A 22,347-nucleotide genomic window follows, 5' to 3' on the forward strand; every position below is an offset into this window, starting at 1 on the left:
TCAGCGCCCCTGTTTTCTGAGCAGTGTCACTGCCATCAGGGTGAATACCGGGATGAACGCCGCCAGCGCCAGAAATGCGCCCTGCATATCGCCCAGGGTCAGGCCTTTGGTGAATACACCCCGGCTGATCTGCAGAAACCAGGTAGCCGGCCACAAGGGACCGATCCAGGCGCCGGCGCCGCTCAGGGAAGAGACGGGTTCGGTCAGGCCGGAAAACTGCACGGTGGGCAAGATGGTCAGAATAGCGGTCGCAGCCAGAGCAGCAATCTGGGTAGAAGCAAACGTAGAGATTACCTGGCCCAGAGCCGTGGTGGCGGTAACAAACAGCAACGCGCCCAGAGTGAGGGTCAGTAGCCCCCCTTTTACAGGTACATCAAATACATACACCGCCAGCAGTACCAAGCTGACATAGCTCACCATGCTGAACGCGATATAAGGCAACTGCTTACCCAGCAGAAACTCCAGCCGGGTAACGGGGGTCACGTACAGGTTGGTAATGGAACCCAACTCTTTCTCGCGCACAATGCCCAGCGCCATCAGGATAGCCGGAATGAAGATCAGCAGAATCGGAATCACCGCAGGCACCATGGCATCCAGGCTGCGGAAATCCTGGTTGTAGCGGTAGCGGTCTTCCAGAGTCACCAGGCTCAGGGTGGGGGCCTCGCCCCAGGTTCGTTGCGCCAGCTCACCCAGATAACTGATGTGCAGGCCCTGCACATAACCCAGAATGGTTTCACCCCGAAATGGCATGGCACCGTCTACCCATACCGCCAGCTCGGTATTTCGACCGCGTTTCAGGTCTTTGCCAAAACCCGACGGGATCGTGATGGCCAGGCTCAGCTCACCAGAGCGCATTCGCTGTTCCAGCTCGTCCATGCTTTGGATCGGCGGCTGTTCCAGAAAATACCGCGAGCCGGCAAACGCACTGACGTAATCCCGGCTTTGCGGTGTCTGATCCCGGTCCAGTACCGCGAAGGACAGGTCCTCCACATCCAGGGTGATGCCATAACCCAGAATCAGCATCAGCAGGGCAGAGCCAATAAAGGCGAACGCCATGCGGATCGGATCCCGCAGCAGTTCTCGGGCTTCGCGCCGACCATAGGCCCAGAGACGTTGTACGCTGAACGGTTTGTGGCGGCCAGAATGCCCATTACCGGCGTTCAGCACCGCGCCATCGGCGCGGGTTTCCGGCTCCTTGTCCACCGCTTCCAGGGTTTTCATGAAAGCGCCTTCCAGGTTATCCGTGCCGGTTTGTTGCGCCAGCTGTTCCGGGGTGTCGCAGGCCAGCACTTCACCGGCGTGCATCAGCGAAATTCGGTCACAGCGCTCGCCTTCGTTCATAAAGTGGGTAGAGATGAAGATAGTCACCCCATCCTGCCGGGACAGCCGCATGAGCAGCTGCCAGAACCGGTTGCGGGCGCCGGGATCGACGCCGGACGTGGGCTCATCCAGAATCAGCAATTCCGGTTCATGCACCACCGCAACCGCCAGAGACAGGCGCTGGCGAACGCCCAGGGGTAGGGAGCCGGCCAGGTGGTCCAGCACCTCCTCCAGCCCGAACTCCTGGGTCAGGGTGTGGATGCGAGAGGTGATTTTCTCATCCGGCAGATGAAACAGGCGGCCGTGCAACTCCAGGTTCTGGCGCACGGTCAGTTCGCCGTACAACGAGAAAGACTGGGACATATAGCCCACCTTGCGCCGGGTAGCCAGGTCTTTGGCGTCCAGCGGCTCACCAAATAATTTCACCTCACCTTCGGTGGGCGTAAGCAGGCCGGTGAGCATTTTCATGGTGGTGGTTTTACCACAGCCGTTAGAGCCCAGAAAGCCGAAAATCTCGCCCTTGGGGATGGCGAAGCTGACGTCTTTAACAGCGGTAAAATTGCCGTATTTCAGGGTAAGGTTCTGAGCTTCGATGGCGAGTGTGTCTCGCCGTTGATCAGACGGTTGCTCTGCGTCCTGCGTGGATGCAGGTGAGCCCTGGTCCTGTGCCTGGCGGCTCTGTGGCAGCAGTGCAATAAAGGCATCATCCAGATTATCAGTCCCTGTTTGTTGGCGCAGATCCAGGGGTGATCCGGTAGCCAGCACTTCACCGGCATCCATGGCTACCAGCCAGTCGTAACGCTCCGCTTCTTCCATATAAGCGGTGGCGACCAGCACGCTCATCCCGGCACTCTGCTGGCGAATGGCATCAATCAGATCCCAGAACCGTTTGCGGGACAGAGGATCTACGCCGGTGGTGGGCTCATCCAGAATCAGTAAGTCCGGGTTGTGGATCAGCGCGCAGCACAGCCCCAGTTTCTGCTTCATGCCGCCGGACAATTTGCCGGCAGGGCGATCCCGGAATTCCAGCAGGCCGGTGGCATCCAGCAGGCGGTCAATCTGCTGCTTGCGGGAAGGGCCGGTAAGGCCGAACAGGTCGGCGAAGAAGCCGATGTTTTCGTCAAGCGTCAACGTGTGATAGAGGTTACCACCCAAGCCCTGGGGCATGTAGGCAATGCGCGGTGCCACCTGGTTGCGGAAGCGCTGGCTGGCCATGTCGCCGCCCAAAACTTGCAAACTGCCCTCTTGCAGCTGCCGGGCTCCGGCAATCAGCCCCAGCAAGGTGGATTTGCCGACACCATCAGGGCCGATCAGGCCCACCATACAACCGGCGGGAAACTCCAGGGTAATGCCAGACAACGCAGAAGTTTTCCCATAGGTGTGCCTGACTCCATCCAGCCGGGCCACGGTCTCAGTCATTGGGCAGGCTCACCTGCAGGCTTTCCGGCCATGCCTGGCTTTCATCCAGCCGGACATAGGCTTCGCCGGGCACACCGGTTTTCACCCGATCCCGGTAGGCCTTGAGCAAATCCGGATTGATGCGGATACGCACTCGGAACATCAGCTTCTCGCGCTCGCTCCGGGTTTCCACCGATTTGGGCGTAAACTGGGCTTCTGCCGCCACAAAACTGACTTGCGCCGGCACTACGTAATCCGGCAGAGCATCCAGAATGATGCGGGCCTCAGAGCCAACCCGAACCCGGCCAGCTTGTGACGTAGGCAGAAAGATGGTCATGTACACGTCGGTTACATCCAGCACCGTGGCGACCTTGCCACCGGCGGCCAATACTTCGCCCGGTTCTGCCAGGCGGTAAAGCACCCGGCCACCGACGGGTGTGGTTAGCTGGCTGTCATCAATGTTGGTCTGGACCTGGCGGATGGCAGCCCGGGCAGCTTCAATGCCGGCCAGGGCAGAGCTTACCTGTGCCTGGGCCGCCTGCAGCGCAGCGTCCGCAGTTTCCGACGCAGTGCGGGCACGGTCCAGCTGCTCGCGGGAAACATTGCCCCGGTCTAACAGGGTTTCAAAGCGTGCCAGCTCGGCGCGGGCATAACGACGCTCGCTTTCCCGCTGGGCAACCACAGCTTCAGCCAGGCGCTGGGACTGTTCAGCCTGATGCAGGTTGGCTTGCGCTGCCGCCAGTCGCGCTGTCAGTTCATCGGTATCCATCACTGCCAGCAGTTGGCCGATTTCCACCAATTCCCCTTCCGCAATGGAAAACGATTCCAGGCGGCCAGGAATGCGGGTCGCAATGTCCACTTCGGTCGCTTCGATACGGCCATTGCCTGAGGCAATGTGCTCGGGAAATTCGTCGCCCCTGGGTATCAGATACCAGGCAGCGATCGCAATTGCCGCCACAATTACCAGAGCCAGGAAGATTTTAAAGCCTTTACTGGGCATGATTCATCCTTGAGAAGTAGGCAGATAAAGTCAGAGCAAAAAGTATAGGGACGAAAGGTGGGTAAGTCATCCGTGAGAACAGCACGTCCGGCTACTCTCAAAACTCGGCGGGAACCTCTCAGCTCACCATGCTACCTGTCTCTCCTCTTTGCAGAGGAGCCGTTACCCGGCGTTCCACATACAGCCGCACACATCGGCCTCGACAATGATGACAATAGAGAGAGAACCACTGCTTTTATTTGAGCGAGTTCACCAGCAAATAAACCTGTCCCGGTTTTTTGTTCAAATACCGATTTCGGTTCGATCGCCAGTTTTTGCGAGGCATATCAATGCTCTACGATGAGGCCGCTCGATCAGCTGCATCGCTATAGGTAAAACAATCCCTGGATGTTAACCCGTCAGCGCCGCCCGTACCTTCTTGCTCAGATGCCCCATATCGACCCGGCCAAGCACCTGGGGGCGCAGGTCGTTCATCACACGCCCCATGTCCTGCATGCCCTGGGCGTCGGTTGAGCTGATTGCCATACGGATCAGGGCGTCCAGGTCATCCTCGGAAAGGGCGGCGGGCATGAACTCCTCAATAATCACCATTTCCGCCCGCTCCTTGTCGCCCAGCTCCTCGCGACCGGCATCATCGTACTGACTGGCGGCATCGCGGCGCTGCTTGAGCATCTTGTCCAGCACCTTCAGAACGTCTTCGTCATCCAGGTCGCGGCGTTCATCAATCTCGATCTGTTTGACTGCGGCCTGAGCCATACGCAAGGTGACAAGCCGCGTTTTGTCCTTTTCCCGCATCGCGTTTTTCACCGCATCGTTCAGTTGTTCCTTAAGTGATTGTTCCGCCATGGTCTACCTCTGTTAAAATCAATCGGAAATTTCCCTTCTGAAACATCATCAGGCGCCCATCCATGAAACTCAACCCCTTTAACACCCGTATCGGTCTGGCCCTGGGGGGCGGCGCCGCCAAGGGCATTGCTCATATTGGCGTTTTGAAGGCCTTCGAGGAAGAGCACATCCGGATTCACTGTATTTCAGGAACCAGTGTGGGGGCGCTGGTCGCCAGTTATTACGCCTTTGGCCGCCCGGCAGAGTCCATACTTTCCATTTGCTCCACGCTGAATCTGTCGAAAATCATCAACTTTACCCTGGAGCGCGGCGGCCTGTTCAGCACCAATGCTATTCGGGAGATGATCCATCGGGATCTGGGGGATTGCCGGATCGAAGATGCCGACATTCCCCTGGCCATTTGTGCAACCGATATCGAAACCGGCGAGCAGCTGATCTTCAGAAAAGGAAACCTGGCAGATGCCGTCTGTGCCTCCATGGCTGTGCCCGGCCTGTTTGTGCCGGTGGAGGTAGATGGCCGGATACTGGTAGACGGTGGGCTGGTTGAAAATGTCCCCATATCGCCGTTGGCCAAAATGGGCGCTGGTATTACCGTGGCCGTTGATCTGAGCCATGTCGGCCGGTACCCGAAACCGACAGACATGCTTGATGTGATCAGCAACGCCATCAACATTGGGATCGACTTCAATACCCGCAAGCAGCTGAAAAGGGCGGACATAGCGGTGCCGTTGGACTTAAGCCGTTATAGCCTAACCAACAACGCCGACCGCGTGGAAGAGCTTTACAGGGAAGGCTACCACCCCATGAAACAAAAGATTCGCCAAGTGCTCTGGTACAAGCGAATGAATGTCGTTATCAGCCTCATAAAAGGGGCCCGGGAATTGTTGCCCTTCAAGGTGCCGGAGATTCTCAAGAACCTCAGGCGCTCAACCTGAAGACCGGGACGGATTGATCTTTTACTCACTCATAAGGCGCCACCATCATGATCGATTTCCGCAGCGACACTGTTACCCGCCCTTCCATGGAGATGCGCGAGGCCATGGCCTGTGCCGAGGTGGGAGACGACGTATACGGTGACGACCCGACCGTTAACAGCCTGCAGGCCTACGCTGCCGAACGCCTGGGCTTCGAATCGGCGCTGTTTACCGCCACCGGCACCCAGGCCAACCTGCTGGCCATCATGAGCCATTGTGGCCGGGGCGATGAATACCTCTGCGGCCAGTCGGCCCACAACTATCGGTATGAAGGCGGTGGCGCCGCCGTACTGGGCAGCGTTCAACCGCAACCGATCGAGAACGAGCCGGACGGCAGCATCAACCTCGAAAAAGCCCGGGCAGCCATCAAAGCCGATGACTTCCATTTCGCCATGACCCGCCTGCTCTCGCTGGAAAACACCATCGGCGGCAGAGTGCTCTCACTGGACTACCAGCGCCAGGCTCGTGCCTTCTGCGATGACCACGGGCTGCTTCTGCACCTCGATGGTGCCCGGATATTCAATGCCGCGGTGAAATCCAACTGTGACGTGACCGAGATAACCGGGCACTACGACTCGGTCAGTGTCTGCCTTTCGAAAGGACTTGGGGCGCCGGTCGGATCCCTGCTACTAGGATCAAAAGCCTTTATCGACCGGGCAACACGCCTGCGCAAAATGGTGGGTGGCGGCATGCGCCAGGCCGGCATACTGGCTGCTGCCGGGCGAATCGCCCTGGAGCAGGGGCCGCTCCGTCTGTTTGAGGATCATGATAACGCCAACTACCTGAGTGCCGGCCTGGCCGGAATTCCGCATCTGGAGATCAACCCCGACAGCACCCAGACCAACATCGTCTACGCCCGATGCCGGACTGGCGAGGCCGAGCAACTGCGCAGCTACCTGGCCGACCAGGGCATCCTGATCACAGCGGGAGACCCCATCCGTTTCGTGACCCACCTGGATGTGAACCGGCAGGACGTAGACCGGTTGCTGGGCGCCATTCGGCATTTTTACCAATCGTGATCACCGGTCCCGACTTTCCCACAATGCGACTTAACGCACGATGGTGGTGAACCAAAAAGCCGTTTGAAGACTACTCTTTGGTCCTGCTCATCTTTTGATGCGAACGGAGTTTCTGAATGATTACAGTTCACCACCTCAACAATTCCCGCTCACAACGCGTTCTCTGGATGCTGGAAGAGCTGGAAGTACCCTATGAGATCCAGCGTTACGAGCGTGATCCGAAAACCATGCTGGCGCCTGCAAGCCTCAAAAAAGTACACCCGCTGGGTAAATCACCGGTGATTACCGACGGCGATCTGGTGGTGGCGGAGTCCGGCGCCATTATCGAATACCTTGCCCACACCTATGGCAAAGACACGATGCTGCCCGAGAGCGGCGGCCAGGCGTGGCTGGATTACACCTACTGGTTGCATTACGCCGAAGGCTCTTTGATGCCTCCGCTGGTGATGCGCCTGGTGTTTGAAAAGGTCAAAACCAGCCCAATGCCGTTTTTCGTCAAGCCAGTGGCAAAAGGCATTGCCGACAAAACCAATGAAATCTTCATCGGCCCAATGATCAAAACGCACCTGGACTTTGTCGAATCCCACCTGGCGAAAAACACCTGGTTTCTCGGAGATAACCTCAGCGCGGCGGATATTCAGATGAGCTTTCCGCTGGAAGCTTCAGTAGCACGAGGCATTGTCGGCGAGAACCGGCCCTATATCACTGCGTGGGTGGAGCGAGCGCATACCAGGCCGGCTTATCAGAGAGCGCTCGAAAAGGGAGGGAAATACGATTTCGCCTGAAGAAGCAAAATGGCCTTGCTCAGGTTGTATCCGCTGCTTTCGCTGTCATCCTTGAAGCCGGATCGCCTTACCGAGGGCCATCCATACCGGCGAAGAGGGGTCTTCTCCCTCTTGGTGCGGTAGCGAACAGACCGAACCTCACCGACACCCTAGCCTGAAACCGTAACAAGCCACTAATCGGTAGTATGGCTATGAATCCACACAAAATCATTTCTCAAGGCGGTCTCGTCCCACGCGACGGCCGATCTTTCTTAAAAAACCAACGATCTGTCCTGCCTCTGCCCGGTTTCCGGATGTCCAACTCCTATCAGCCTTGTGCGCGAGAGCGATGCTCTCCCTCAAGTCATGGTGATAGCTGTCCGCTGTAAAACTGTAAAAGCAGATTTCCCCAAAGGATGTTTAGAAGGGAGTGCACTATGTTTAGAAGGACTTTTAATTCAGGTCTTGCTGCAACAGTACTATGCGCCAGTGTATTACTGAGTGCCTGTGGCGGAGGCGGAGGCTCCGGTAGCTCCGGCAGCTCTGCCAGTTCTGCCAGCTCGGGCGGAGATGCCACCACACTGAAAGCCGGTCTGTATGTGGCCGATGTAAAATACGTCAACGGCGCCCCCTCACAAAAAGCGGTCACTTATCTCAGTCCGACAGGGACGTTTGCGATTATCTTCGGAGGGGGAGCTGGGCTTTCGTTCGGAACGCTGGCATTTGATAGCTCCAATATCAGTGGCACCAGTATTGACTATCGCCAGCTGGACTCTGATCAGCCGAACTCTGAAGGCTTTGTCGAGGACAGGAGCGTCTTCGAGGGAGCGATAAGCGGGACCATCAGCTCGCTGGAATCCGGTTCGTTTTCTACGGCCGACCCTGCGGGCAAAGTGAATACAAACGTCACACTGAAGCGGCAAAACTCGCTCAGCGACCTGGGTATCTCTATGAAGAGAGTTGCCGGTACTTATGTAAAGGGTGAATCTGAGGTTGCCCTGACCTTCGGCGAAGATGGCTCATCGTTTGCTCAGTATTATACGCAGACGACCGGTTGCCAACTTGGAGGACCCGGAACCCTCTCTGTACCTGTTGCTTCGATAAACGTCTTTGACATCAGCTACACCATGTCCAACTGCACCAACGAGAGCCGCAATGGGGAGTACTCCGGCATCGGCTTTTTCGGCCCGACCGCAGACCAACGAATGCAAGTGGTGTTCGCAGCTCATAACGGGAATGTGGCAATGAAGTTCGAGGGCATAAACTAAACTAAGACCAGGGCCGGAACCGCCTATGACACAGGCAAAGACCATCTACCTCATCGGCCCTTAATTCTTGTCCCCGCCGGGGATCGCGGGCGTCGGAACTGCCATATAAACCGCCGGATATTTTTACACCTATCGTTTTGCCGAAAATCCATGTCATTGATTCCTCGTATTTCAGTATCCCTGGCCTGAAAAATGCTGAATCCATATGGAGCCCATCATATGGAAGATTCACTATGAAATACGTAATCACTGGACTGATTTTCTCAACGCTTTCTGCGACTGCACTGGCAGGTACGGCACCCATATCGGTTCCCGAGCCCGGCATGCTGGGTTTATTTGCAGCCAGCGTGGCAGCACTGTTTATCGCCAAGAAATTCCGTAAATAGTACGGTTTCATTAAGAAAGCCGTAATAGGTAAAAGGGACAACGAAGCAGGGACGCTGCAGTTCAAGAAATCCCTGAATTAAAGTGCCATGGCCACCTATCAAATTCTCTACCTGATCAGTATTCCGCTGATTATTGCAGCGGAGTATCGTTTCGCCCGGAATGAGCTTTTCCAGGATCGTTACGACCGCTGGTTCAACAATCTGAGTCTGGGCTTTATCAACGAAGCCGTTCTTCTGGCTTCTCCAGTATTGATTCCCCTATTACTGCTACCAGAATCACCTTCCTCCCACCTGAACCCATTGTTGGGAGCTTTGGCCGCATTCCTGGTTCTGGATCTGGCTTCATACTGGCTCCACCGTGCATACCACCATTTCGGGGCGCTTTGGCGTCTGCATCGCGTTCACCATTGTGATCTCGAACTGGATTATTCAACCACCTTTCGCCATCACCCGGGGGAAGTCGTGGTCAGTTTGCTCGTCATCTATCTGGTAATGGCAACACTGGCACTGACGCCAACTCAGGTCATCCCCTATGTGATTGCGGTCAAGGCGGCCCAACTTCTGGCGCACTCGAATATCCGTCTCGGTACCCGCACAGATTCCCTGATAAACCTTCTTTTTGTTACGCCGGGCACTCACCAGTTTCATCACTCCCGACAACAGCCCCAGACTGATTCCAACTTCGGAGAGGTTTTGACGGTCTGGGACCGGCTGTTTGGTACCTACACCTGCCCCCAGAGTTCGCCGGAACCCGCAGCGTTTGGTCTCGATGAGTTTTCAGAGGCCAGGGACCAGCGCCTTGGCGCGTTACTGGTACTGCCGATACGATCCATTCGGAAAACAGGCCGAGGGCCGGTGTGGTGAGGTTGCCAGCCAATCCCACCACCGATTGAGTCCGCCACATCATCAATGGCGTAATGTTGCATCTGAACACCAACTAGGCGCAAAGTCAGACAATGAAAAAGCTTCAACAGCTACTCGCCCTCATTGCCCTCGCCGCCCTGGCCCAAACCAGCCAGGGCCAGCTTCGCTGCGGCAGCTCGTTGGTAAGTAACGGCGCCTGGCCCATTGAGGTAGAGGAAAGCTGCGGCCCGCCGGACTATGTCGCGGCGTACCCGACGGCGACGGTGCCCGGGCTTGGCGTGGTTCAATCGGAAGAGCACTGGTATTACAACCCAGGGCCCCAGCGCTTCATCCGGCGTGTCATTTTTCGCAATGGCAAGCTCGCCCGCGTTGATAATCTGGGCTACGGATTTCACGTTTCCGATTCCCCCAGCTGCGACGTCAGCACCCTCAGGCACGCCAGAACTGAATACGAGCTGATTGCCCGCTGCGGCCAGCCCGCATCGAAACGGGTGGAGTGGCAGACACCTTCACTCCAGAGACACTCAGAAACCTGGCAAACCCTGCAACCGGTGCTCGTTCAGGAGTGGTTATATGACTTCCCGCGCAATCAGTTTCGACAGGTTGTGACCCTGAGAGACGGACAGGTTGTGGACATTGCGTCGCGCCCTGGCAATTGAATCTGACTCAGAAGGAGCACCTAAAATAGCCTCGGTTGGAATTCCGACGGTTGGGGATCAACCCCGCTCCTCCTGCTCTTCCCGCAACTTGGCCCGCACGTTCATCAGCACTTGCCCGTAACGGTTTTCACCCCGACGATCATGGCCACAGCCCCAGAAATAATCATAATTGCTGTTTTCAACGATCTTCTGCTCGCCGGTATCAAGCAGCGCCGCTGCCAGCTCCGGGTTCGCGCGGCAGCGCACGTAGACCCCACGCGTCATCACGGTTTCACGCACCTGCTTCCAATCCCGCCGCAGGCTCTTGTGCCGCTTGCGGCCAAGCTTTCCCGCCTTGGCAGGCGTATCCGCTGCCCTTACCTTTTCCTGCCGGTTTTCATCGGTGAATTTCATACCCTGAAAGTAGTGTTCCAGGGTAGGCCAGACCTTGCCCTCCAGCTCAAAGCTGAAGGGGATATGGGTTCCCAATGGGTTTTCTGGATCCGTTCGTGACATGAACAGGTCATTCTCGCCGTTGTCGGCCGCAAAAAGAGACATGGTTACAATCCTTTGGAAAAGCAGTGGTATTCAGATACCGCCAAGTATCACTTAGTCAAAGCCAATGGTCACGCCGCCGCCAGAAATAGCTCACGGTTTTCCGCAGGCTCAGGAGGGATTTGGTGACAGGCCCGGGTTCCTGCGTTGAACAGGTGGCCCGCTATACTCAATTACGGTTTAATGCGCCAGACACTCACTTGCCTGCAGACACGCCGGTCACTATGCACACTGTCACATCGCCCGAACAAAATGTCTCCGAAGTTGAGATACAGCAAGCAATCCGTACAGGCATCGAGCGCTACTTTGACGACTGCCGTGCGCGGGTACCGGCGTTTATTGACCGCCATTTCCATTACCCCGGCGCCATCGCGACCAACCAGAAGGCACTGGGATGGGACATGTTGCGGGCACCCATCAATCTCCTGTGGGCGCCGGTGTACGCCCTGGCATGCCTGCTAAAAATCCTGACACCCAAGCGACCAGGCCTGATGTGGCTGCACCGCTTGGCAAATCGTGTACCCGCCGGTTTTACCACGCGGGTACAACAGCACATCTCGCACCTGATCCTTGTGGATCTGTTGAACAATGATCAGGAAGGCTCACTTCTGGAGGCCTATCTGATTGAGGCGCTGGAGGCGGTGTATGAGCGCCACACCTGCGAGCCGGTCGATCACCAGCGGTTTAACACGCTGATTGAGCCGCTGGTCGCGGACACTCTCAGTCAGTACCGGGTGACCCGGACGGCGGCTGCCGATATCACCAACAGTATTTCATGCACGGTGTTGGGGGCGTTTGCCTTCCAGAAGTTTACCCCGGGTGGTATCGGGCTCGGAGTGGTGCTGGCGTCAATGCTCGCAAAGACCCTTGCCGCCAGAGACTTTATCCTGGGTGAAACCATCGGCGGGTGGTACTACAGCGTTTTTCCACCAGAGCCTTCACTGGCGACGACGGCCAGCGTTATGGTTGCTGTCATGGTCTCATTGGCGGCGTTTGCGGCCCTGTCCGGTGTTATTTTCGACCCCGTTCAGGCTGCGGTCGGCTTGCATCGTCGGCGCCTGCACAAGCTTCTGGATCACCTGCAGAGGGACGTTACACTCAGTACCCAAAGCAGCTTTCGCCCGAAAGACCAGTTTGTGGCGCGGATTCTGGACACATTCGACATGATCAGGGCGGGTTTACTATAGCTCACGGCGCTCGACAAATACCGGTTCGCCGCAGAGTGTCTGGATGGGGCGGAGCGATTAATTGAAAACTTTCCTATGCAGTGCCTCTTAATTAGCGTACTGTCAGTGCCGTTGGAAAGATTTAGCAAAGCATTTCACGAATAAGAACTTTTGTGTTGTCAAACCTCTTGTCCTGTTTCTGATCCTGCACGTTTTTTTATTTCCCGCATATCGCTGATCAAAGATCACAACGATCTTTTGACGGCACATTATTGATTAATTTCAGGATAATTATTATGTCTACTATTAAAGGCAACGTTAAGTTCTTCAATGAAGCAAAAGGTTTTGGCTTTATTACTCGTGAAGGCGGCGCAGACGTTTTTGTTCATTACAGCTCTATTCAAGGTGGCGGTTTCAAAACTCTGGCCGAAGGCCAGGAAGTTGAATTCAGCGTGACCGAGGGCCAGAAAGGTCCTCAGGCAGAGAACGTTATTGGTCTGTAAATAACAGCCAATACGTTACTTGAAAAGGCAGCCTCAAGGGGCTGCCTTTTTTATGGAAAACCGAAAACGCGACTTCAATGTTACCTTCGAACTTTCTTCCTGCTGACTCCTTTTCTTTCTGCTGACCTCTTAGTGCCCTAGCGCACCGACTGACCAACTCCCTCAACGTAGGTTAGGAGTTCATCCTGAATTCGATATTTCGTGACGATTCAGTCTCCTTATCGGCATAAAGCCATGGAGAAAAGCTGTGATGAAGCGGTCAGACAGAATGTTTTGTCCGCCTGACACATCCGATTGGAAGGAGAATCCTATGAAAAAGCTACATTCACTCGCGTTCTATGCATTGCTCACACCGGCCATAACCCTGAGTTCAGGTGCTTTGCTCGCTGCACAAGGCAGTAGCGAGGATACCGATTTGGGAGAGCAGAGCATGGGCCAGGATGCTGACCCCAAGACGCAGAGCCCTCAACAAGACAAAACCGTTACCAAGTCCAAATACAATACTGATGAGCCAGCTGATCAGGAAATGGGCAACCAGTCTGGCATGCAGAACAAGGGCTATATGGAATCTCCGCCAGCTAATGGCATGATGGCGAGCGACTTGATCGGTACTGAACTCAAAACCAGTGGTGACGAAAGTGTGGGTGAGATCGGTGACCTGATTATTGATCAGGATGGCAAGGTCGTGGCTGTTGTAGTCAACGTTGGCGGATTCCTGGCTATGGGTGACAAACACGTAGCCATAGATTGGAAAGCTGTAAAGATGTCAGGCAATCCTGATGATCGGGACCTGCGGGTCGATATGACTCGTGATGATCTGCAATCCGCGCCGAGTTATGAAAATCCGGCTGATTGAAGGCCAGATCCCCCCTCAAATACCGAGGGGGGAATGAATATACGGCGGGGCGCCCCAAAGTTTCCCGAATTTCATTTTCCCCGGGCACCTCGGCTTCAAGAACAACATTGACGGATCTCTCTGCAGGGTCCTGAATATAGGTTATATCACCCTGCGGAGGAAACGGGCATGAAGTGGATCATACTCGCCATTATTATCGCTATTGTGGCCTTCTGGCTGTATCAGGGCCGTCGCAAGAACAACATTGAAGACCCTGAGGTTAAGACATTCGAGGAAAAGGATTACTACCTCACATCGAATGACAACGCATCCGATGACCAGTCATCCCCCGATAAAAGTAATCCGCGTCACTAAGTGGTTCTTCAAACCGGGGGCAGCTCAGTTAACATGCCCCGAGGTTCACTGAAGGATAGGATGGTATGTCCAGAGCCAACCACGAATCCGAAAACCGGAATAACAGCCCGTCAGTCGAGCTCCTGAAGCCACTTGACGCAGCCATCAACCGCCTTGCTGAAACCAATGCCAGTGAGGGCGTCTCGCCGGTATTCGAGGTGATCGATGCGGCAAAACCCCTGATGTTCAGCCCGGAAGGTCTCGACGCGCTTTACGAACGCGTGCCGGCCATTGAGTCAGCCGGATTCTTTCGAGGAAGCGATTGGGACTACCCGCAGACACTGGTGCCCTCCCTGGCCGCACGCACGGTTCGCCACGGGGAACCGACCGCAACACTGGTTGAATGCCTGAGCCAGATACGCCTTTTGGCAGTAACCAAAGGCGATTACACCCACCCTGCTATCTCGGCAGAACACGCCCAACACTTTCTCGCCCAGGTACTGGCGATGAATCTCGATCTGGTGGTCAGTGATCTCCAGGAGAGCGACCGGCTGCGGCCCGATCAACTCGGCTACGTTGTTCAGAACCTGTATCACTACCTGTTGCGGTATCTGGGCTACGAAAACCTCATGGAAGATCTGGTGGCCGAAGTCTGGCGGATTCTGGCGCAACGCCCCGTCCAGGTAGCGGGTGTCAAACACATGGTGACCCAGATAGCGGTCTGCCTGGAAAAACCGGACGCGCTGGGTGGCGAAGTCAGCGACGACGCGGTGCAGTTGATTAACGCCGTATTCAGCCCCACCGAGGGTTGCCGTGAAGATCCCGGCTTTGAGGTCTATGCTGAGCGACTGGCGGAAATGGACGATGCCACCCTGCTACAGGAGGCCATCGCCTTTGCGCAATCCATGCACTCTACCGGCCTGGTGTCGGCCTATATGCCGGTATTCATACGCTACCTGCGTGGCCGCTGGAACGACCTGATTCCCACAGCCCTGGGGCTAAGCTACACAGGTGCAGACGCTTTTCACTGCTACCCTGCGTTGATACATCGCCTGATTGACGAAGCCCTGTTTCCAGAGACCAGCCAGTGTGCCTATGGCCTGGCCATGATGCTCGAGCGGGGCATTCTGTACGCGCCCCCGGTGGCGCCGTCCCTGTGGCGCCAGATACGCCTGTCGCTCTGCGACGCTGCGGCCGAGAAGATCGGGGCCGTCTTCGGAAGCAGCCGTTCCCCCGAATGCTTTCTGCTCGCCGACGTGCTCAATGTGCTTGGCCTCCCGCTGGGAATCGGACAGGGCAACTATCCCACCTGCCAGTCTACACGCGCCCTGTCCATGTGGGCCTACAACATGCCGGCAGAACTGCTTCGGATCCTTGCCTGGGCGGCGCGGGACGATGAAATCGTGATGCGCTTTGAAGGCAACAGCATATCTTCGCGGGAACTCGGCGCTGGACTTGCGACCGAGCCGCCGGTGGATGTGGACGCGGTATCCCTGCTAACTGTGCCGCACCTGGATCGCATCTATTTTGAAATGGGGCGACGCAGTGTCGGGCGCGGAGAAGATCCACACAAATGGGTCAACGCAGAATTCCATGGCGATAACGTCGGCCACGGATTTCGCATTGCAGTCGACGTTTTCACGGGTGGCCTTAAAGACTTCGAAGGGTTCATTCGCGATTTTTATGCCGCCTATCACCCTTTCTACAACGGCAACATCCCTGTCATCAATCCACAACCGGCCGGTATCGCGGTGACCGACAGCGCCACGCGCTTTCTTGGCTGGCACGCCATCACCATCCAGCGGCTGGCACTGGATGCGGACCAAAACATGCGCGTCTACTTTTTTAACCCCAACAACGACAGTGGCCAGAACTGGGGCCAGGGGATCGTCACCTCAACTCACGGCCACAGCGAGCGTTATGGTGAAGCGTCATTACCGGTGGCCGAGTTCGTCTCCCGCCTGTATGTATTTCACTATGATCCGCTCGAAAAGGGTGAGCCGGGCAATGTCCCGACCGACGAAGTCAATCGGGCCATGGAGCTGGCGATAGACAGTTGGGCTTCCGGGCGCCAGGCTTAAAGATCACGGGCGGCGCGAGCAGCCCCTGGGAGATTGAAACCGGCTTATTGCCAACATCTGCCAATATAGCTCCGACAGGATGAAATGCCCATGGCCACTGGTAACATTGTACTCACAGACCACCAATCACAAGTGGTAGATCGCGCGGTTTTTGTGGGTTCATGACCATCGACCGTGAACGCCTGGCAGTCCTTGCCGCGCAACCCCATTTTCACCGGGGCAGGTATCGCAATCAGGAGCGCGTGGAGCGGCATGGCCTGGGAGATTTTCTGCGCTGGCAACTGGCCCCCGGGCGCCGTTTCCCGCCGGGTAAACGCTACGCACTGCTGCGCCCGGATGCCCACTTGCTGATGAACCCGCCGGCAGAGCCACAACTGGTCTGGCTGGGGCATGCGTCATTCCTGTTCCAGTATCGGGGCCTGAACGTACTGACCGATCCGGTGTTATCGGACCGTGCCAGCCCCTTCCGGTTGGTCGGGCCGAAGCGGTTCACCCCGCCGGCCCTGACTGTGGCGGAAATGCCGCCGATCCACCTGGTACTGATTTCCCACAATCACTACGACCATCTCGACGAAGCAACAGTGCGCCAGTTGCACCGACGCTTCGGGGATAACCTGTGCTTCTATATTCCCATGGGGCTACGACGCTGGTTCGAGAAACGTGGCATCCAGAATCTGGTGGAACTGGACTGGTGGCAATCGACGGCCCTGGCCGCCGAAAACGAAGTATTCTGCCTGCCAGCACAGCACTTCAGCGGACGAACCCCAACCGATACCAACACCTCGCTCTGGTGTAGCTGGCTTCTGGAAATGGACGGCTTCCGGCTCTATTTCGGCGGTGATACCGGTTATGGCAAGGTGTTTCGCGACATTGGCGAGCTGTTTGCGCCCATTGATCTGGCTCTGCTACCCATCGGCGCCTACGAACCGCGCTGGTTCATGGCCCCGGTGCACGTGGCACCGGAAGAAGCGGTCAAGATACATCAGGATATTGGCGCCCAGCAGTCCATAGCCATGCACTGGAGTACCTTCGTACTCACTGACGAACCCATGGACGAACCACCCCGTCGACTGCGGCTGGCGCTGGAGAGACAGGGCCTAAGTGAGTCGGCCTTCCGGGTTATGCAACATGGGGAAGTGTGGTCGCCGCAGTGATTAACGGGAAAACCGGGACTACCGGAAAAATCAATCTGTCCCTGGGCGTTTTACTGAAAAACTCCGGCGGCGAGATCGATAAAATTGTCCTGTCCCGATTTTTCTTCGTACTATAACGCGTCAAGTTTTTGAAACTCCCTGTTTCGCTTAGCTATTTTCTTGCTGCTCGCACGACCGCGACTGAGCAAGCTTCGATGGGAAGAAAACAATAAATTAAGCATGACTCTCCTACCACTGCCGAAATGGCGGCGATGGAAAGCTTCCGTGTTCTCAAAAAATATTGTTCCAGCTGGGCCCGTAATATTCTTTATTGAGCCACCGAAACGGTTTTCTGCCTCAGCTAAGGTTATTGAGCCTCGCAGAACATCCGTGATCTTAATGTCGCGATGACTCCCTTTAGCAACAATATGATAGGAAGATTCCTCATTAACATCCGTGAGATAAACAAAGAGGTTCAGCGATGCCCAGCCCGCATAGTCAAAATGAAAAGAATTTTGTTGATGCTCTTTCGGGCTTTGTCCTGATCGAGATACAAATAATGAGGATTCCAGGAGAACGGGTTCAGATTTTAAATAGGCCCGCAAAATATTTTTTATTCCTGGGTCCTCGGTTAAACGACACACGTCCTCATTGATTTGATGAACCAGCTGGTATTCTTCAGGGGGCAACTGGTCCGTTATTTTCCGTAAACTACTGACCAGATCTGCAGGCAACTGCCCAAGAATCGCAACACTGTCTTGCCGAATTTCATCTGCGATAAGCTTTGCATCAATATCACCAAGTATTGACTCTCTACTATTATCGATTGATTCAAGTGGCGGCCTAAGCTTCTGAATGGCATAAATAGGGCCTAGCCGCCAAGGAGCGAAGTGAAATAATTGCCTGATTTTGTGTAGGGTGGCTGATAGCTTGAGGCCATTTGCCGTTCGCCTGACAAAGTTCAACGACGAAGCCAGACTATCCTCGCTGCCAACGCTAGATCTATTACTCATAAGCTCCCTTCGCAAAAACATCAATCGATGCTTCCGTAGCATTTAACTACAAATACTAGACGATCTCATGAGTTTTTCGAGGATCAATTTGTCCAGGTTTTCCTCTTCCGCCCCCCGCCTTCAAGGCTAAAGTCTGATGCCCCCTTTACCCTGTTCGTGCAACCAGCGCCTCCAGTCCAAACCCAACATACTTACCCCGCCAATGTAATTATCATCCACCAGGTAATACGCCAGGGTGCGATCACCCCGGTTAAAGTTGTGCATTAGCCGCACTACAAAGAACTGGATGCACGGCTTTCCTTAACCTATTAAACACTGCGATTTACCCGACGGCGAGGTGAATTAGTTGCTGTGGCCTTACTTCTGACTCTTTAGCGCCCTAGAGCACCGACTAGCCCAACTCCCTTAACGTAAATTAGGAACTCATCCGATCCGAAGGAGAGTCCTGTGAAAAAGCTACATTCACTCGCATTTTACGCATTGATCACACCGGTCCTAACTTTGGGCTCAGGTGCTGTGCTCGCCGCACAAGGTAGTGAGGATACTGATCTCGGAGAGCAGAGCATGGGCCAGGATGCTGACCCTGAGACGCAGAGGGTCGATATGACGGCTGATGACCTGCAATCTGCACCGAGTCATAAAAAAAACCGGCTGACTGAAGGTCAACCCCAGTGGAAAATCCGCTCAATGCATGAACCTGCCGAGCACTATGAGGTCTTCTCAAGGGCTTGGCGGACATTCTGCTCTGCTCTCCGCCAGAGCTCTTGATTAAGACTCTGCACCTCCTGGCGTAATGACTCCACGGCTGCATCACCGTCATCCTCAGGAGCGGCGTGCCCTTGGGCCAACGGCAGCACCATTATCAGGCCGAATATTCTGATTCACCCTGAACAGATTCTCCGGATCATACTTCTGCTTGACCTCCACCAGCCGCTTGTAGGCCGCCCCGTAGGCAAACTCGACCCGGTCAGTCTCATCATGGGACAGAAAATTGATGTAAGCGCCACCACTGGCATAAGGCTTGGCGGCCTCAAAGAATGCGCGCGCCCACTGGCGGCAATGTTCATCTTCCTCGGGCGTTTCCCAGCGCCCATGCACATTCATCACATAGTTTGCGTCACGGCTGGAATAGGCCATGGCATCGTGCGCCACCCGGCCGGTTTCACCGCCAATGGAGGCAATAAAGATCTCACAATGAGGCGAGGGCAGTTTGTCCCCATACTCCAGCGCAACGCGGATCACATCGTCGGTCAGCTTTACAAAGTTGTGGGACTTCCAGTAATTCCGCGCACCGTCCACCAACAGCGGATCAAACGCCTGCTGCCAGTTGGCGTAGGGTTGAACACCCACATGCTCGCCGTGCGCATCGCCGAACGAACGCAGGGGTGCGATCAGCTTCTCGCCCACTTCCGGGTCCCCGGCGTAGCAAATCGCCAAGGCGACGATCGGTTCGCCATGAACCGATTCAGGGAGGAAAGGCAGCGGTGGCGCATGGCGAATCACCAGCCACACATTGAGCTCATCGGGCATGGTTTCCGTGAAACGCGCGAACTGCGTCAGCACCGACAGGGCCTGACCGAAGGGAAACACCATCAGCCCGCTCAACAGCTCCGGCCCCACGGGGTGTAACTGGAACTGAAACCGCGTGACAATTCCGAAGTTACCGCCGCCACCCCGCGTGCCCCAGAACAGGTCCGGGTTTTCCGTGGCGCTCGCGTGAGTCTGGCGCCCATTGGCGGTAACCATGTCCGCGGAGATCAGGTTATCAACGGTCATCCCAAACTTGCGACTGAGCCAGCCAAACCCGCCCCCCAGGGTCAGGCCCGCAACCCCTGTGGTGGAATTGATACCCAGCGGCGTGGCCAACCCATGCATTTGTGCAGCTGCGTCAAAATCCGCCAATGTGCAGCCGGGCCCAACGTAGGCCCGCTGCTTTTCAACATCAACTTCAACGTCCTTCATTTGCGACAGATCGATCATCAGGCCGTCGTCGCACACGGCGTTGCCCGCGATGTTGTGCCCGCCTCCTTTGACCGAAACCAGCATCGATTGGTCACGCCCGAAGTTGACCGCGGCCACCACATCTTCCGCGGACTGACACTGGGCAATCAGCGCCGGTTTCCGGTCGATCATGGCGTTCCAGATCTGACGGGCCTGATCATAACCGGCATCGCCAGGCTCGAACAGAGGGCCACCGAACTGCCCTTTGAAGGTGTCTATCGTTTCTTGCCGCAACTTAGTCATAGCCATCTCCTCGCCCCGTAAGGCTCCTCTCTCCATCCTGCGCCCTTTCAACAGGAACGCCAGCGGGTTATTAGACGGTTTAAGGACTATGGCGGAACTGTTAGCCGGTTTTGGTCAGGAAAACGGGGAATATTGGCGCTGGGCGTAAGGAGGGTGTAGCTTAAAAATTGAACGCAATGCGTCGATCACCCCCTACCCTCTTCGGGATGCCAGCGCATTTGCAGGAGCATCCGATGATTCAGAGCACCAATGAAGGCCTTGATCTGGTTATCGTCGGCGGAGGAATCGGCGGCATCATCTGTTTGAAGTACGCCAGAGACGCCGGGCTGAATGCGCTTCTTCTGGAGCGCGGTGCCCGCATCGGTGGTCTGTGGCGCGACCTCCCGTCCTGGCAGGACATTCAATTCCGCAAGGAAGACTGGACGCTTGGCAATCTACCGCTCGCCGGGGAGGACCAGCCCAGCATTCTGAGTAACATAGAAGCCTGGGTCGAACGCTTTGAACTATCGCCCTACATCTGCCTGAATGAGTCCGTAACAAGCGCCCGGCCGTGCGAGCAGGGCTGGCGCCTGACCACAGATAAGGCAACACACGAAGCGAAGTGGCTGATTGCCGCCACCGGTGGACACAACCGCCCCATCGTACCGCAAGTCCGACGGGTCGATTCTTTGATCACTGAGTATCACTCCTCCGCCTTACGCGATCCCGAGGAATTGCGGGACAAGCGGGTTACCGTGGTGGGAGGCGGTGCGTCCGCCTACGATCTTCTGGATCTTTGCTTCGCCCACGGCGCTCGCAGTGTCGTGTGGATCTTTCGCTCCACCAAGTGGATGCGACCGACGCGCCGAGGGAAACACCTTGGCATCGACATGCGGGTTCTGGCCAGGTACCAGATGCTCTGCCTGCCGGCGAGCATGGTTCATCGACTGTCCAACAAAGACCTGAAGGCGAGATACGCAAAAGCAGGTATCAACGAGATAATGCCAGAGGGCGATTTCGACATCCGCCGCGACCAGCTCATCCCGGGCCGGCCGGGGATGCTCATGAACTTTGCCAGCATTGAGCGCCATCAAGGCGAAGTGCGCACCCTCCGCGGCAGAACCATTGAGATGTCGAACGGCGAGGGGCTGGAAACGGATCTGCTGCTCTGGGGTACCGGGTATGGCGTTGACCTCGGTTTCCTTGGGCTTGAGGCGCTTAACAAGGCAAGAAACCTCAACGAAATCGGCAGTCGCTGTTATTCGGGCTTCCTCTCTGCCGACGCTCCCAACCTCTTCCTGCTGGCACCGGGCGTGCTCGACACCAACACCTCAACGCCGTGGGCTTATGCCCATGTAGCTAAATCCATCATGTCTCACATCGGGGGAAGGCCGGTTTTTGTGAAGCCCCCCTGTGAGGCCTTCACGAACCATTTTGATCTCATCAAGCTGCTGGCTCCAAAGGATCGAGAAAACTACCCGTTAGGCATCTGGTACCTGAAGTACCTCTGGCTCGCATTGTGTCATCCGTGGAAACGACCGATGCCTATTCCATGACACGCAACCCTTTCCGAAAACGGGACCGGGGCTATCTTCGTTCAAAATAACCCTGTCCCGGTTTTCTCCTTCCGTTCACGCGCCTGGTAGCGGCAGCATTCACCACTACCAGGCAATTGCTTGTTACGACGCAGCTTCCAGTTCGTTGATCGCTTTTTTGAGCACCTTCACAGACTCGGTATGTTTACCCTGATTGTGCAGCGATTCACCCTGATCCCGGAGCGCTTTGATCCTGGCCTCAGTCTCACTGTCCAGTTGTGCCGACTGCAGTTATTCGTCGATCTGGCTCACCAGAGAGGGGCACTGGCTTCCGAGTGCACTGCCCGCAAAAAACACCGCAAATAACAGAATCACAAGATAACGCATGATCGTTCCTCCTTTTTTCACACGCCTCCCTATAGCATAGCCAATCCGGCCTCGATGCGCGGCCCTAAAATCAAAGCGCCAGGAT

At 55.9% G+C, this 22,347-nt stretch carries 21 protein-coding genes; 14 read left to right on the plus strand and 7 right to left on the minus strand.

The window, feature by feature from the left end; translation table 11 throughout:
- The 3 genes from rbbA to CLH62_RS05955 all read right to left on the minus strand — a co-directional run bounded on the left by rbbA (window position 1) and on the right by CLH62_RS05955 (window position 4,564).
- Complete coding sequence (gene rbbA / locus CLH62_RS05945) at window positions 1–2,739, minus strand: ribosome-associated ATPase/putative transporter RbbA (protein WP_099617187.1); 2,739 nt, start codon at window positions 2,737–2,739, stop codon at window positions 1–3.
- The gene (locus CLH62_RS05950; RefSeq protein ID WP_099617188.1) at window positions 2,732–3,718 is read right to left on the minus strand and encodes an HlyD family secretion protein; all 987 of its coding nucleotides are present in this window, start codon (window positions 3,716–3,718) and stop codon (window positions 2,732–2,734) included. The genes rbbA and CLH62_RS05950 overlap by 8 nt, the downstream gene beginning before the upstream one ends.
- A 390-nt stretch (window positions 3,719–4,108) precedes the next feature.
- Window positions 4,109–4,564, minus strand: a complete 456-nt coding sequence (locus tag CLH62_RS05955; protein WP_099617189.1) for a GatB/YqeY domain-containing protein — start codon at window positions 4,562–4,564, stop codon at window positions 4,109–4,111.
- A 62-nt stretch (window positions 4,565–4,626) separates the two neighbouring features.
- Between CLH62_RS05955 and CLH62_RS05960 the strand changes: the two genes are divergently transcribed.
- From CLH62_RS05960 to CLH62_RS05985, 7 genes are all read left to right on the plus strand, one after another.
- Window positions 4,627–5,499: a patatin-like phospholipase family protein gene (locus CLH62_RS05960; RefSeq protein ID WP_099617190.1), complete on the plus strand. Its 873-nt coding sequence runs from the start codon at window positions 4,627–4,629 to the stop codon at window positions 5,497–5,499.
- A gap of 47 nt (window positions 5,500–5,546) precedes the next feature.
- A complete protein-coding gene (ltaE, locus tag CLH62_RS05965; protein ID WP_099617191.1) occupies window positions 5,547–6,557 on the plus strand; it encodes a low-specificity L-threonine aldolase in 1,011 nt (336 codons plus the stop codon).
- A 116-nt stretch (window positions 6,558–6,673) separates the two neighbouring features.
- Window positions 6,674–7,342 carry a glutathione S-transferase family protein gene (locus CLH62_RS05970; RefSeq protein ID WP_099617192.1) on the plus strand — a complete coding sequence of 223 codons (669 nt, stop codon included), beginning with the start codon at window positions 6,674–6,676 and terminating at the stop codon, window positions 7,340–7,342.
- 416 nt (window positions 7,343–7,758) lie between these two features.
- Complete coding sequence (locus CLH62_RS05975) at window positions 7,759–8,589, plus strand: hypothetical protein (protein WP_143752352.1); 831 nt, start codon at window positions 7,759–7,761, stop codon at window positions 8,587–8,589.
- Window positions 8,590–8,822: 233 nt separating this feature from the next.
- Complete coding sequence (locus tag CLH62_RS20930; protein WP_143752353.1) at window positions 8,823–8,975, plus strand: PEP-CTERM sorting domain-containing protein; 153 nt, start codon at window positions 8,823–8,825, stop codon at window positions 8,973–8,975.
- An 87-nt stretch (window positions 8,976–9,062) separates the two neighbouring features.
- Complete coding sequence (locus tag CLH62_RS05980; RefSeq protein ID WP_099617194.1) at window positions 9,063–9,839, plus strand: sterol desaturase family protein; 777 nt, start codon at window positions 9,063–9,065, stop codon at window positions 9,837–9,839.
- 92 nt (window positions 9,840–9,931) lie between these two features.
- Entirely contained in the window at window positions 9,932–10,498 is a 567-nt protein-coding gene (locus tag CLH62_RS05985; RefSeq protein ID WP_099617195.1) for a DUF2845 domain-containing protein, read from the plus strand.
- Between the two features lie 57 nt (window positions 10,499–10,555).
- Here the strand turns inward: CLH62_RS05985 and CLH62_RS05990 are convergent, their stop codons facing one another.
- Complete coding sequence (locus CLH62_RS05990) at window positions 10,556–11,035, minus strand: NADAR family protein (RefSeq protein ID WP_099617196.1); 480 nt, start codon at window positions 11,033–11,035, stop codon at window positions 10,556–10,558.
- Window positions 11,036–11,157: 122 nt separating this feature from the next.
- Here CLH62_RS05990 and CLH62_RS05995 point away from each other — a divergent pair, with 122 nt between their 5' ends.
- The 6 genes from CLH62_RS05995 (at window position 11,158) to CLH62_RS06020 (ending at window position 17,125) form a co-directional block, all read left to right on the plus strand.
- Window positions 11,158–12,219: a DUF6635 family protein gene (locus tag CLH62_RS05995; RefSeq protein ID WP_228152778.1), complete on the plus strand. Its 1,062-nt coding sequence runs from the start codon at window positions 11,158–11,160 to the stop codon at window positions 12,217–12,219.
- Window positions 12,220–12,494: 275 nt separating this feature from the next.
- Complete coding sequence (locus CLH62_RS06000) at window positions 12,495–12,701, plus strand: cold-shock protein (RefSeq protein ID WP_044383919.1); 207 nt, start codon at window positions 12,495–12,497, stop codon at window positions 12,699–12,701.
- Between the two features lie 310 nt (window positions 12,702–13,011).
- The gene (locus CLH62_RS06005; protein ID WP_099617197.1) at window positions 13,012–13,557 is read left to right on the plus strand and encodes a PRC-barrel domain-containing protein; all 546 of its coding nucleotides are present in this window, start codon (window positions 13,012–13,014) and stop codon (window positions 13,555–13,557) included.
- A gap of 168 nt (window positions 13,558–13,725) precedes the next feature.
- Window positions 13,726–13,911 (plus strand): hypothetical protein, encoded by a 186-nt coding sequence (locus tag CLH62_RS06010; RefSeq protein WP_099617198.1) that lies wholly within the window; start codon window positions 13,726–13,728, stop codon window positions 13,909–13,911.
- Between the two features lie 65 nt (window positions 13,912–13,976).
- Window positions 13,977–15,971 (plus strand): hypothetical protein, encoded by a 1,995-nt coding sequence (locus tag CLH62_RS06015; RefSeq protein WP_099617199.1) that lies wholly within the window; start codon window positions 13,977–13,979, stop codon window positions 15,969–15,971.
- A gap of 161 nt (window positions 15,972–16,132) precedes the next feature.
- A complete protein-coding gene (locus CLH62_RS06020; RefSeq protein ID WP_099617200.1) occupies window positions 16,133–17,125 on the plus strand; it encodes an MBL fold metallo-hydrolase in 993 nt (330 codons plus the stop codon).
- 110 nt (window positions 17,126–17,235) lie between these two features.
- Here the strand turns inward: CLH62_RS06020 and CLH62_RS06025 are convergent, their stop codons facing one another.
- The 3 genes from CLH62_RS06025 to CLH62_RS06040 form a co-directional block, all read right to left on the minus strand.
- A complete protein-coding gene (locus CLH62_RS06025; protein WP_143752354.1) occupies window positions 17,236–18,117 on the minus strand; it encodes a hypothetical protein in 882 nt (293 codons plus the stop codon).
- Window positions 18,118–18,624: 507 nt separating this feature from the next.
- On the minus strand, window positions 18,625–18,756 hold the full coding sequence (locus tag CLH62_RS21525) for a hypothetical protein (protein WP_265734798.1): 132 nt from the start codon (window positions 18,754–18,756) through the stop codon (window positions 18,625–18,627).
- A gap of 183 nt (window positions 18,757–18,939) precedes the next feature.
- On the minus strand, window positions 18,940–20,361 hold the full coding sequence (locus CLH62_RS06040; protein WP_099617203.1) for an FAD-binding oxidoreductase: 1,422 nt from the start codon (window positions 20,359–20,361) through the stop codon (window positions 18,940–18,942).
- A 233-nt stretch (window positions 20,362–20,594) separates the two neighbouring features.
- On the opposite strand from CLH62_RS06040, the gene CLH62_RS06045 reads away from it, so the two are divergent.
- Window positions 20,595–21,896 carry an NAD(P)-binding domain-containing protein gene (locus CLH62_RS06045; protein ID WP_170005756.1) on the plus strand — a complete coding sequence of 434 codons (1,302 nt, stop codon included), beginning with the start codon at window positions 20,595–20,597 and terminating at the stop codon, window positions 21,894–21,896.
- Window positions 21,897–22,347: the final 451 nt, after the last annotated feature.

Origin of the sequence: Marinobacter guineae (assembly GCF_002744735.1) — a bacterium.
In the GTDB taxonomy this organism is placed as follows: domain Bacteria; phylum Pseudomonadota; class Gammaproteobacteria; order Pseudomonadales; family Oleiphilaceae; genus Marinobacter; species Marinobacter guineae.

Bases quoted from the DNA above. Each gene is read 5' to 3' on its own strand.
- rbbA (WP_099617187.1), bottom strand. From the start codon at position 2,739: ATGACTGAGACCGTGGCCCGGCTGGATGGAGTCAGGCACACCTATGGG.
- CLH62_RS05950 (WP_099617188.1), bottom strand. From the start codon at position 3,718: ATGCCCAGTAAAGGCTTTAAAATCTTCCTGGCTCTGGTAATTGTGGCG.
- CLH62_RS05955 (WP_099617189.1), bottom strand. From the start codon at position 4,564: ATGGCGGAACAATCACTTAAGGAACAACTGAACGATGCGGTGAAAAAC.
- CLH62_RS05960 (WP_099617190.1), top strand. From the start codon at position 4,627: ATGAAACTCAACCCCTTTAACACCCGTATCGGTCTGGCCCTGGGGGGC.
- ltaE (WP_099617191.1), top strand. From the start codon at position 5,547: ATGATCGATTTCCGCAGCGACACTGTTACCCGCCCTTCCATGGAGATG.
- CLH62_RS05970 (WP_099617192.1), top strand. From the start codon at position 6,674: ATGATTACAGTTCACCACCTCAACAATTCCCGCTCACAACGCGTTCTC.
- CLH62_RS05975 (WP_143752352.1), top strand. From the start codon at position 7,759: ATGTTTAGAAGGACTTTTAATTCAGGTCTTGCTGCAACAGTACTATGC.
- CLH62_RS20930 (WP_143752353.1), top strand. From the start codon at position 8,823: ATGAAATACGTAATCACTGGACTGATTTTCTCAACGCTTTCTGCGACT.
- CLH62_RS05980 (WP_099617194.1), top strand. From the start codon at position 9,063: ATGGCCACCTATCAAATTCTCTACCTGATCAGTATTCCGCTGATTATT.
- CLH62_RS05985 (WP_099617195.1), top strand. From the start codon at position 9,932: ATGAAAAAGCTTCAACAGCTACTCGCCCTCATTGCCCTCGCCGCCCTG.
- CLH62_RS05990 (WP_099617196.1), bottom strand. From the start codon at position 11,035: ATGTCTCTTTTTGCGGCCGACAACGGCGAGAATGACCTGTTCATGTCA.
- CLH62_RS06000 (WP_044383919.1), top strand. From the start codon at position 12,495: ATGTCTACTATTAAAGGCAACGTTAAGTTCTTCAATGAAGCAAAAGGT.
- CLH62_RS06005 (WP_099617197.1), top strand. From the start codon at position 13,012: ATGAAAAAGCTACATTCACTCGCGTTCTATGCATTGCTCACACCGGCC.
- CLH62_RS06010 (WP_099617198.1), top strand. From the start codon at position 13,726: ATGAAGTGGATCATACTCGCCATTATTATCGCTATTGTGGCCTTCTGG.
- CLH62_RS06015 (WP_099617199.1), top strand. From the start codon at position 13,977: ATGTCCAGAGCCAACCACGAATCCGAAAACCGGAATAACAGCCCGTCA.
- CLH62_RS06020 (WP_099617200.1), top strand. From the start codon at position 16,133: ATGACCATCGACCGTGAACGCCTGGCAGTCCTTGCCGCGCAACCCCAT.
- CLH62_RS06025 (WP_143752354.1), bottom strand. From the start codon at position 18,117: ATGAGTAATAGATCTAGCGTTGGCAGCGAGGATAGTCTGGCTTCGTCG.
- CLH62_RS21525 (WP_265734798.1), bottom strand. From the start codon at position 18,756: ATGACTCGGTGCAGATTGCAGGTCATCAGCCGTCATATCGACCCTCTG.
- CLH62_RS06040 (WP_099617203.1), bottom strand. From the start codon at position 20,361: ATGACTAAGTTGCGGCAAGAAACGATAGACACCTTCAAAGGGCAGTTC.
- CLH62_RS06045 (WP_170005756.1), top strand. From the start codon at position 20,595: ATGATTCAGAGCACCAATGAAGGCCTTGATCTGGTTATCGTCGGCGGA.